This is a genomic window from Shewanella sp. CAL98-MNA-CIBAN-0140, from assembly GCF_040309905.1.
Lineage (GTDB): Bacteria > Pseudomonadota > Gammaproteobacteria > Enterobacterales > Shewanellaceae > Shewanella > Shewanella psychromarinicola.
Map to the genome: position 1 here is coordinate 60,049 of NZ_JBEOPI010000028.1, position 8,287 is coordinate 68,335.

General features: G+C 40.7%; 8 protein-coding genes and 2 tRNA genes. 4 read left to right on the plus strand and 6 right to left on the minus strand.

Annotated elements, in window-relative coordinates; translation table 11 throughout:
* Positions 1-191: 191 nt before the first annotated feature.
* The 5 genes from AAEY93_RS14805 to thrS form a co-directional block, all read right to left on the minus strand.
* The gene (locus AAEY93_RS14805; RefSeq protein WP_101031406.1) at positions 192-1,385 is read right to left on the minus strand and encodes an amino acid aminotransferase; all 1,194 of its coding nucleotides are present in this window, start codon (positions 1,383-1,385) and stop codon (positions 192-194) included.
* 502 nt (positions 1,386-1,887) lie between these two features.
* A complete protein-coding gene (gene rplT, locus AAEY93_RS14810; protein WP_101031404.1) occupies positions 1,888-2,244 on the minus strand; it encodes a 50S ribosomal protein L20 in 357 nt (118 codons plus the stop codon).
* A 16-nt stretch (positions 2,245-2,260) separates the two neighbouring features.
* On the minus strand, positions 2,261-2,455 hold the full coding sequence (gene rpmI, locus AAEY93_RS14815) for a 50S ribosomal protein L35 (RefSeq protein ID WP_011496149.1): 195 nt from the start codon (positions 2,453-2,455) through the stop codon (positions 2,261-2,263).
* An 82-nt stretch (positions 2,456-2,537) separates the two neighbouring features.
* On the minus strand, positions 2,538-3,080 hold the full coding sequence (gene infC / locus AAEY93_RS14820) for a translation initiation factor IF-3 (protein WP_101031402.1): 543 nt from the start codon (positions 3,078-3,080) through the stop codon (positions 2,538-2,540).
* Between the two features lie 3 nt (positions 3,081-3,083).
* Positions 3,084-5,012 carry a threonine--tRNA ligase gene (gene thrS / locus AAEY93_RS14825; protein ID WP_101031400.1) on the minus strand — a complete coding sequence of 643 codons (1,929 nt, stop codon included), beginning with the start codon at positions 5,010-5,012 and terminating at the stop codon, positions 3,084-3,086.
* Between the two features lie 519 nt (positions 5,013-5,531).
* Between thrS and AAEY93_RS14830 the strand changes: the two genes are divergently transcribed.
* Positions 5,532-5,732, plus strand: a complete 201-nt coding sequence (locus AAEY93_RS14830) for a CPXCG motif-containing cysteine-rich protein (RefSeq protein WP_101031398.1) — start codon at positions 5,532-5,534, stop codon at positions 5,730-5,732.
* Positions 5,733-5,799: 67 nt separating this feature from the next.
* On the opposite strand, the gene AAEY93_RS14835 is transcribed toward AAEY93_RS14830, so the two are convergent.
* Complete coding sequence (locus AAEY93_RS14835; protein ID WP_124014155.1) at positions 5,800-6,414, minus strand: riboflavin synthase subunit alpha; 615 nt, start codon at positions 6,412-6,414, stop codon at positions 5,800-5,802.
* Between the two features lie 30 nt (positions 6,415-6,444).
* Between AAEY93_RS14835 and AAEY93_RS14840 the strand changes: the two genes are divergently transcribed.
* The 3 genes from AAEY93_RS14840 (at position 6,445) to AAEY93_RS14850 (ending at position 8,287) form a co-directional block, all read left to right on the plus strand.
* Positions 6,445-7,806, plus strand: a complete 1,362-nt coding sequence (locus tag AAEY93_RS14840; RefSeq protein WP_101031394.1) for an MATE family efflux transporter — start codon at positions 6,445-6,447, stop codon at positions 7,804-7,806.
* 292 nt (positions 7,807-8,098) lie between these two features.
* A tRNA-Val gene (locus tag AAEY93_RS14845) sits at positions 8,099-8,175 on the plus strand.
* A 38-nt stretch (positions 8,176-8,213) separates the two neighbouring features.
* Positions 8,214-8,287, plus strand: a tRNA-Val gene (locus tag AAEY93_RS14850).

The window sequence follows — 8,287 nt, forward strand, 5'->3', positions numbered from 1 at the left end:
AGTGCTGCCAAAATAGAGTATTGACTAGAGAATGATCCTGCTAAGTATTGCTATGGGGTCAAACTGGATTTGAATCGATATCTAATTCGAATAACCGACTCGAACTCGCATTCACCAATGACAACAAGATTATGGTGCACAGATAATAGAAAAGGCTGCATAGTGCAGCCTTTTTTAATCTGTCACTAATGTTAAATCACTTGTGCAATCGCTTTACACACAGCGGGCATATTGTTTTTCGTTAAACCTGCAACGCTAATACGACCAGAACCGACAATATAAATAGCGAATTCATCTTTTAAACGGGCAACTTGGCTTTTATTTAAACCTGAAAAACTGAACATGCCATTTTGACGCGAGATAAAACTAAAATCCTGTTTTACGCCTTCAGCTTTGAGACTTTCAACAAATAAGCTGCGCATGTCTGCAATACGTTCACGCATTAGAGTCAGCTCGGCTTCCCATTCTTGGCGCAGTGCCTTATCAGATAAAATAGTGCTAACAATCAACCCACCGTGTGCCGGAGGATTAGAGTAATTGGCACGAATATTTTTTTTGATTTGGCTAAAGCTTCTAACAGCATCATCTTGATTTTCTGCAACGATAGTGACAGCACCAATACGTTCGTTATACAAACCAAAGTTTTTAGAAAATGAGTTAGCAATTAATAGCTCTGGCACCACAGAAGCAACAGCGCGCAGACCTTGGGCGTCTTCTTCAATACCAGCACCAAACCCTTGGTAAGCAAAATCAAATAACGGTAGCAAAGATTTTTCTACACAAATGTTCGCGACTTGCTTCCATTGTTCAATCGATAAGTCGATACCGGTTGGGTTATGACAGCAACCATGAAGTAATATCACATCTCCCGCATTGGCATTCGCTAAATCAGCCAACATGGCGTCGAAATCCATGTCATGAGTTTCAGCCTTGTAGTAACGGTATTCTTTAACCGTTAAGCCTGCGGTTTCAAAAATATTCTTATGATTAGCCCAAGTAGGATTACTGACCCAAATTGTTGTTGAGCGTGTATTGCGGACCAGAAATTCTGAAGCCACCCGTAATGAACCTGTACCACCGGGTGCTTGTGCTGTAACGGCACGTTTATTTGCAATAATATTACTCTGAGGACCAAACAATAAATCTTGAACAACTTGATTGTAAGCTTGTACACCTTCAATACCGAGATAATTCTTGGTCTTTTCGGTTTCAAGTAAAATGGCTTCAGCTTTTTTTACAGAAGATAATATAGGCGTTTGCCCTGCTTCATCTTTATAAATACCTACCCCTAAGTTGACTTTGTGAGGGCGAGCATCTGCTTTAAATGCATCCGTTAAGCCTAAAATGGGGTCTGCTGGAGCAAGCGTGACTTGAGAGAAGATCATTACAACTATCCTAAGTGAAGTGAATGGAGAAAATATATTTAGTTATACCACTGTATGCCAGCGGTGAGTAGTGAGACTTTTAATAGTTGATACAAAGTTCATTAAAAGTTAAACAATCCTCAATTTTATGTACATTATAATGCTAATTTCATTAAATATGTGGTCATTTTCACTTTTTATACTGCTAACGAACTTTAACTTGCGATAGTAAATAAACATAAAATAGTTCTTTGTCGGGCTAACCGCATTGGATCCATTGACAATATTGCAGTGTTTGACGAGTAGAGGTGTCTGATTAATAAATCACAAGTTTGGGATATAAATAGATCGAAGTATGCTCAATGGTATTGTTCTATCAACTATCATGTCTGTAGTTGAGATCACCTCTGAAAGTGGCAGGCATGAAATGGTGAGAGGCATTGTATGGCAAGAAGCTTACTTTGTAGCAGATATAAAAAAAGGAACCCGAAGGCTCCTCTTTTTAAAGCGACCAACTAATTACTTAGTTTAACGCTTCTTTTGCTTTTTCAACTAAAATTGCAAAAACAACTTTGTCGAAAACAGCGATGTCAGCCAAAATCTTACGATCGATTTCAATAGACGCCTTTTTCAAGCCGTTAATGAAACGGCTGTAAGACAGACCATTTTGACGAGACGCTGCATTAATACGTGCAATCCATAACTGACGGAATTGACGTTTTTTCTGACGACGATCACGGTAAGCATATTGACCAGCTTTTGTTACTGCCTGAACAGCAACACGGTAAGTACGGCTACGAGCGCCATAATAACCTTTAGCTAATTTTAAAACTTTCTTGTGACGAGCACGTGCGGTTACACCACGCTTAACTCTTGGCATTTTCTAAACTCCTAAATTAAGCGTATGGTAATTGACGCGCGATTGCTGGAACGTCAGACTTAGCAACTAAACATTTAGCACGTAAGTGACGCTTACGCTTAGTGCTTTTCTTGGTCAAAATGTGACGTAAGTGTGCTTGCTTGCGCTTGAAACCATTAGCGGTTTTCTTAAAACGCTTCGCTACACCCTTGTCTGTTTTCATTTTAGGCATTTCTAAAACTCCGCATTGGGACGTTAATAAACGTAAGGCGAGCAAAAGCCTCAAGAGACTTTTACTACTTTAGGTTGCCCTACTATTTCTTTTTAGGTGCTAGCACCATAATTGCTTGACGACCTTCCATTTTAGGGAAAGATTCGACAACCGCATACGGTTCCAAATCGGCCTTGATACGGTTCAAAAGATCCATACCTAGGTTTTGGTGTGCCATTTCGCGACCACGGAAACGCAGCGTAATTTTCGCTTTGTCCCCATCTTCTAGAAAACGAATCAGGTTGCGTAGTTTTACCTGATAGTCGTTATCATCAGTTCCAGGTCGGAATTTAATTTCCTTAACCTGGACCTGTTTCTGCTTCTTCTTTTGTTCCTTTTGAGCTTTCGCTTTATCAAAAAGGAACTTACCGTAGTCCATGATGCGACAGACAGGAGGCTCAGCATTGGGACTGATCTCGACAAGATCAACTCCGGCTTCATCTGCAACGTTCTGAGCTTCTTTTATACTTAATATACCAATTGGTTCACCATCTAAACCTGATAAACGGACTTCAGGTACACCAGTGATTTCATCATTGATTCTATTAGGGGCCGGCTGTCGCCCTGCTGTTCTTTTGATCTTTATGACCTATTCCTCCAACAATTTGAGACTACGGAGCGAAATCTGTTGACGTATCATCGCGGCGAAATCTTCTAGTTTTAACTTGCCTAAATCGATACCGTCACGTGTACGCACCGCTACTTCCTTATTTTCCATTTCTTGATCACCAACGACCAATAAATAAGGCACACGTCTTAGAGTGTGTTCGCGTATCTTAAAGCCTATTTTCTCATTCCTCAAGTCAAAAGATGTCCGAATACCCTGTTCTTTGAAGAATTTAACGATTTCTTCAACATAAACAGCTTGTTTATCGGTAATATTCATTACAACCACTTGCGTTGGAGCAAGCCATGTTGGAAATTTACCCGCGTATTCTTCTATCAAGATACCTATGAAACGTTCTAAAGAACCTAAAATAGCACGATGGATCATTACTGGCGTCTGGCGACTGTTGTCTTCTGCGACATAAGTCGCGCCTAAACGATTCGGTAATGCATAATCGAGTTGTACTGTACCACATTGCCATGCACGATCTAAACAGTCATGCAAAGTAAATTCGATTTTTGGGCCATAAAACGCACCTTCACCGGGTAATATTTCAAATTCAATATTATTATTGGCAAGTGCTTGCTTTAATGCCTCTTCAGCGCGGTCCCACATGTCATCGTCGCCAATACGTTTTTCAGGGCGCGTTGACAGTTTAACCTCGATGTTGTCGAAACCAAATGTCGCGTATGTGTCATATACCATTTGGATACATGCACTCACTTCTTGTTGAACTTGATCATCAGTACAAAAAACATGAGCGTCGTCTTGGGTAAAACCACGTACGCGCATTAAACCGTGAAGTGAACCTGATGGTTCGTTACGATGACAACAACCAAATTCAGCCATACGTAATGGCAAGTCTCGATAAGATTTTAACCCTTGGTTAAAAATCTGTACATGTCCTGGGCAGTTCATTGGCTTAATAGCGTATTCACGGTTTTCGCTGTTAGTCGTGAACATGGCATCTGCGTATTTATCCCAGTGGCCAGAACGTTCCCACAATGCACGATCCATCATCAGTGGGCCTTTCACTTCTTGATAAGTGTATTGACCTAGCTTTTGGCGAATGAACTTCTCAAGCTCCAAAAATATGCTCCAACCATCGTTATGCCAAAACACCATTCCAGGTGCTTCTTCTTGCATGTGGTACAAATCTAATTGCTTACCAATTTTACGATGGTCACGCTTAGCGGCTTCTTCTAAGCGCACTAAATGGGTTTTCAACGCTTTTTTATCTGCCCAAGCAGTACCATATATACGTTGTAGCATTTTGTTATCTGAGTTACCACGCCAGTATGCACCAGCAACACTCATCAATTTAAAATGCTGACAAAAACGCATGTTAGGTACATGCGGTCCACGACACATATCAATGTATTCTTCGTGGTTATACAGCGCAGGTGTTGCGTCTTTACTGATATTTTCATCAAGAATGGCAACTTTATATTCTTCGCCACGAGCACTAAATGCATCGTGAGCCTGTTGCCAAGACACAACTTCTTTAACCACATCGTAGTTAGTTTTTGCTAAATCAAGCATGCGCTTTTCTAAGGCTTCGATATCCTCATGCGTCAGCTTATGATCTAAATCGATGTCGTAATAAAATCCGTTATCGATTACAGGGCCAATCGCCATTTTGGTTTCAGGCCACATTTGTTTGATCGCGTGACCTAATAAATGGGCACAAGAATGGCGAAGAATTTCAACACCCTCTTCGTTTTTAGCCGTAATGATAGCTAACTCTGAATCTGCAGTGATTAAGTCTGTTGCATCTTTTAGCTCACCATTTACTCGGCCAGCAATACACGCTTTAGCTAAACCAGGGCCGATGTCTAATGCAACATCAAGAGTCGATACAGGATTGGCAAACTCACGTTTGCTGCCATCAGGCAATGTAATAATAGGCATGAAAATTCCTTGTCCAGTGGTGACCCACACGTAGGGCCACATGGTAATTAAGTATGTTCTTTTTGAACGAGTGACACGCTAATGAAATCAAGACAGTACAGGAGTCTTAGTTACCCAAAAACGCAGGTCTCTATTCTATGTGATAAGCGGATTATGGCGCAACCATGACGGGATGAATAACAGGTATAAATGGTGTTTTTTGCTAAATTAAATGAAAAGAAGCTGGCTAATGTTATTAGCGATTATTTAACGAGTGCAATCTCGATCGAGTCGCTGCGCCGCAGTCACTGTTTATACAATGTGGCGATTTAATTACCGATTTAATTACCGATTTAATTACCAGTGAATTATATTGATAGCATTAATATCTGATTATAAGCAATATTATTAAATAAAATGTCATTAACCTTCATCTTGAATGAAAATTATTTTGATTTGATAGAATCATTCATAGGAATGATCCAAAATGCTAAATGCTCACTATACTTATTAATAACGAGTCAGTGAGGAGTATTAGTTATGAGACTGCTTTCGCGCGCCATTTGTTGCCCCCATTGCGGGCATAATCAATATGTCACTTTAGATGCCAGTTCAGGAGATCAAGAATATTATGACGACTGTCGTATTTGTTGTAATCCAATCCACATTCGGATGCATCTAGATGATAATCGTAGAAAAATAGAACTTCATATCGATTCAGACGATGAACAAATTTATTAATCCATAGCACTTGCCTGCTTAATCTGCGAAGCAAGCAAGTTATGGCACTTTATGACGAGTGGCTTATTTACGCAAGTTGCTTATTAGCCAAAATGCGCTCAACGGTATCAACGATAACCTGCGTTTGACTGTCAATTTCGATATTAATCCTACTGCCAACGGTGCAATCGTCCAAATTGGTCAGCTTTAACGTTTCAGGAATTAAATGCAGCATAAATCCATTGTCAGTGAGCTTACCAACCGTTAAGCTACAGCCGTTAATTCCAACAAAGCCTTTATAAAATATGTAGTTCATCCACTGCGGATTAACTTGCAGTTCTATATTATAGTGCTCGTCGGTGTTACTCACGGCTTTTACTGTGGCCAGAGTATGCACATGACCTGATAAAATATGCCCACCGATTTCGGACCCAAACGTTAACGAACGTTCAATGTTTATCCTATCACCGACATTGGTATTACCTAGGTTAGTTACGGCTAATGTCTCTTCCATTACATCGAAAAAAACCTTATCATTTAGTATCTTGGTAGCAGTAAGGCAAACACCATTATTGGCTACGCTAGCACCTGTTACTAATCCTTGTGTTAACTCTGGCGTCATAGCGATTTCAAAGGTTTTAAGACCTGTAGCATTGTTAATTGAGACCACCTCACAAGTGGCTTGAACTATACCAGTAAACATATTTTATCTCGTTCCGTTATAGGTTTTTTAATGAATAATACAGGGTTTCAAATTTCACGCTTGATAAAATTAGCGCTGCCGGTACTGATTGCACAAGTGACTCAGACCATGATGGGCTTTATTGACACCGTTATGGCTGGCCGCGTCAGCGCAGTAGACATGGCTGCAGTTGCTGTGGGCACCAGTCTTTGGTTACCTGCAATCTTATTTGTTCAAGGTTTACTCATGTCTTTTACGCCAGTATTTGCACAATATCATGGTGCAAATAATCAGCAAGCCATTCCCGCGATACTGTTTCAGGCTGGATATATTGCCATAATTGGTGGTATTGGTGTGATGTTCTTTCTCACATCTTCTACTTATTTACTCGAACTAATGAATTTAGAACCCAAGCTGCATGCGTTAACGGTTGGTTATATTGATGCTATTTTGTGGGGCGCTCCGGCCTTCGTGTTGTATCAAGTACTGCGCGGTTGCAGTGAGGGTATTTCTTATACTATGCCAACGATGGTGATTGGCTTTATTGGATTAGCCGTCAATATACCCGCCAATTACGTGTTTATTTATGGTGGTTTTGGTATTCCAGCAATGGGCGGTGCGGGTTGTGGTGTAGCTACAGCGCTTGTGTTTTGGGCTATGTTAGCCGCCATGATCATTTACATGTTAGTCGATAAAACCTTTAAAGAGCTGGAACCGTTTAAACAGTTTTATCGTCCGCACTTAGCTAACATGTGGGCGATGACAAAGCTGGGGATGCCAATTGCAATGGCATTATTTTTTGAAGTCAGCCTATTTGCCGTCATCGCGTTATTTTTAGCGCCTCTTGGCGCCAATGTAGTGGCGAGTCATCAAATAGCCCTTAACTTCTCTTCAATCATATTTATGCTGCCATTATCTATTGGTATTGCGGTGTCTATTCGTATTGGTTATTACCTTGGTCGCGGTCAACCTGAGATATCAGCGCTTGTCGCTAAAGTTGGATTAGGTTTGTCTTTAGTCTTGGCCGTGTTTACCGCCCTACTGACGGTGACCTTTAGGCATGAGATCGCATTACTCTATAATGATAATCCTGAAGTGGTTACCTTAGCGGGTAGCTTGATGATGCTTGCTGCATTTTATCAAATATCCGACTCCATCCAAGTTGTCGCCGCAGGAGCGCTAAGAGGCTATAAAGACACTCGAAGTGCGTTTTACATTACCTTGTTTTCGTATTGGTGTATTGGCATGACCATAGGTTATGTGTTGGGATATACTGACATTGTTCGACCTGCCATGGGCGCTCATGGATTTTGGATTGGGTTAATTGCAGGATTAACATCGGCGGCAATTTTATTTGCAATAAGATTAAAGTACATTCAAAAGAAAGGTTTGGTATTTAGTCAGATAGGCTAAATTATGAAAATTACCAAGGTTAACCATTTAACATTGCTTAACCTTGAAGCAAGTTGCACAGCAAATCACCATTTAGATATAAAAATGGTTTTTTTGCTTGCAAGCTATAGGCTATCCCACTTACTATAGCATCCACTTTGAAGCGAGATGTTTTAAAGTTTTTGATTTTATTAAAAATAAGTAATACACCCGTAGCTCAGCTGGTAAAAAGAGTAGCACTACCCTCTTTTTGTAACCGCGGCGGTAGGGATTGGTGGTTCAATACACCAAAACATACAAAGCAAGACATTATACACCCGTAGCTCAGCTGGTTAGAGCACTACCTTGACATGGTAGGGGTCGGTGGTTCGAGTCCACTCGGGTGTACCACTCTTCTCAAAGAGTTTAAACATTGAAACAATCTATATACACCCGTAGCTCAGCTGGTTAGAGCACTACCTTGACATGGTAGGGGTCGGTGGTTCGAGTCCACTCGGGTGTA